At 65.0% G+C, this 2,317-nt stretch carries 3 protein-coding genes; 2 read left to right on the forward strand and 1 reads right to left on the reverse strand.

All coding sequences use genetic code 11. The annotated features are described in order from the left end of the window. Positions 1-410 precede the first annotated feature (410 nt). Complete coding sequence (locus HCK04_RS40085; protein ID WP_168066679.1) at positions 411-548, forward strand: hypothetical protein; 138 nt, start codon at positions 411-413, stop codon at positions 546-548. Positions 549-1,039: 491 nt separating this feature from the next. Here the strand turns inward: HCK04_RS40085 and HCK04_RS40090 are convergent, their stop codons facing one another. Beyond that, positions 1,040-1,870: a hypothetical protein gene (locus tag HCK04_RS40090; protein ID WP_142652743.1), complete on the reverse strand. Its 831-nt coding sequence runs from the start codon at positions 1,868-1,870 to the stop codon at positions 1,040-1,042. 153 nt (positions 1,871-2,023) lie between these two features. On the opposite strand from HCK04_RS40090, the gene HCK04_RS41705 reads away from it, so the two are divergent. Next, positions 2,024-2,317: hypothetical protein (locus HCK04_RS41705; protein ID WP_205831287.1), on the forward strand; the 294-nt coding region annotated here is incomplete at its 3' end.

Here is a 2,317-nt window from a genome sequence, read left to right on the forward strand (position 1 = left end):
GAACAGGAACGGGCTCGGCTGACGCCGAGCCCGAACCAAACCTTCTAGCGGGCAGTTGGCCCCGCGTTGTTGCTTGGCCGGCACGCGCGGGGCTTTCTGCTGTTGCCACACAGACTACATTCCATGTGATGGGGGTGTACTACCGGCGGTGGAAGCCGGAGATGGAAACGAGCACTCCAACTGGGCATTCGATACGGATGACGAAACGGGCATCGCCTCGGGATCGAGCGGCGGAATGCTGCTGGCGCAGGCGAGAACTCGTCGGCCCATGCGACCTGGTGGAGAGGACGACGCTGGGATTCCCGCATCCTCAAGTCACGACGAGCGTCCGCTACGGAAAGAACTAGCGTCCTCGGCACCACCACCAGGCAAGATCAATTCGACGGGCCCCTCCCCCATGCAATGCGGCCGTGGCGGTCGATTCGGACGAGCAGCGGGCCGGAGGTGTGGCCGACCTCGGTCATAAAGGCCAGAAGGTCGCGCAAGGCCCGGAGGAGGCAGGTAGCGGGGATGCGCCGTACGGGTTCGGTGACGGTCTCGGCGGTTGACGGGAGCGGGAGGCAGCCGTGCTCAGCGCACCAGGCGGTGCAGGCCGATCAGTCGCGAGCGTAGGCGCGGCGGGTCGAAGCGGAGATGCCAGCGAGGACGGCCGCCCGGGCGGCGTCGCTGAGGAAATGGTCGGCGGCGGAATAGACGGACCAGGCGTTGACGACCGCGGGGCCGAAATGGCTCCTGAGAAGAAACATTCTCAGGAGCCAAGACGGGGAGGGAAGGGACGACGCGGCACGGCGGGAGACGGACAGAGACGGCGGCGGAGTCAGCGATGGGGCGCCAAGGGGGATGGCTCGCGGCCCGAGTCGCGAGGGCAGTACCGGGCCGAAACAGGGAGATACGCGCCCGCCCGTGAGTGATGCGCTCACGGGCGGGGAGGCAAGGCCAGGCGATCGACCGGACGTCAGGTTCCGACCTCTGGGAAGCGAGGTCTGAGGAACAACGGAACTGGACCGTGCGCTGAGCGTTGTCCCTTACGTTGCGGACATCACGCCCCAGAAGCGGTCGTCTGCACCTTCGGCCGGGGCCCCTTCTTCTTGACACGGCGGGTTGGGTAGATGGCCTTAGGAGAGATCAAGCCCATGTCCTTGGCCGCCTGCTCCAGCAGCTTGCGCAGGGGGTCGCCCACGATCATGGGGCTGATGGCGTGCCCAGCCTGGATGAGCGACACCGCTATCCAGATGGCGTCGGCGTAACCGAGATTGCGGGACGTGGTGCGCAGTCGGAACTTGCCGTCCCCGACCTGCTCGGCGTACTTGTCGGCGGTCGTCACACCAGCATGGGTGTATTCCGACAGGTGCCGATACACCGTGTACATGTCCGGAGGGCCAAAGTGCTTCGCCCGCTCCTGGAAAGAGCCGATCTCCCCCATGAGAGTCCTGTACCGCTTGGCTGCATCCGGGTCGGAGGGGCCGACGGGCGGCGGGCCGGGGTCAGCGTCGGCCGGGATGTCCCAGTCATTTCCCACGGCGTCCTCATAGATGCCCTGATTCCGGTTGTGCTGAATACCTTCCGCAGCTTCTAGGCCGGCGGCTCCGACATCGGCGAGCCACACCATCGCGTAGGTGTGGTCTATGATGTTGCGGTTCAGTACGACGATCTCGGCAGAGTAGCCCGCGTTGTGGGCATGCCAGAACGCCTTGGCGCTCTGGTTAACAAATCGCCACCAGCCGAACATCAGTGGGAAGATCGGCACATGCTCGGCGCGGACGTCCACGTACCCGCCCTCAGTGATCCGGTCGGCTGCAGCCAGCAACTCAGCGGCGAAGTGATCGGCTCGCCGGAACGTGGACCTGTTGTTCTTGAACTCGTAGACCAAGGGGTCTCCTTCTAGGGGAAATCTGCAGGCCCCGGGCCCGCCAGCGGCGGGAGCTCCCGGGGCCCACTTACAAGCGTCCGAACGCTTAGCGCATGATCCGGTTCCGTTGTTCCTCAGACCTTCTTCGTACGAACGGACGCCCCTATCGACGATGTGCGCGATCTGCTTCTCAAGAGCTCTACCAGCCTCTTGGTTGCTCTCGATACCGCAGGGACGGTGGCTGGCTACATCAATTACCAGACGGCTCTGGCCGGCACATTGAGCAGGAATCCAGCAGCACCCGGCGTTCCCTGCTCACCGTGGCCCACGCCCCTCTCCCGGAAGGGGGTGAACTGTCATATCGACGAGCCGAGCGCCGACGGTGGTCACGAATCACCGCCGAACCGATCCATCGGGCGCTTGGTTGGCGCGTCGTTTCCAGCGGCGGCGTTTTCCGGTGCCGGTGAA

The sequence above is a fragment of the Microbispora sp. CL1-1 genome (assembly GCF_012034195.1).
GTDB lineage: Bacteria > Actinomycetota > Actinomycetes > Streptosporangiales > Streptosporangiaceae > Microbispora.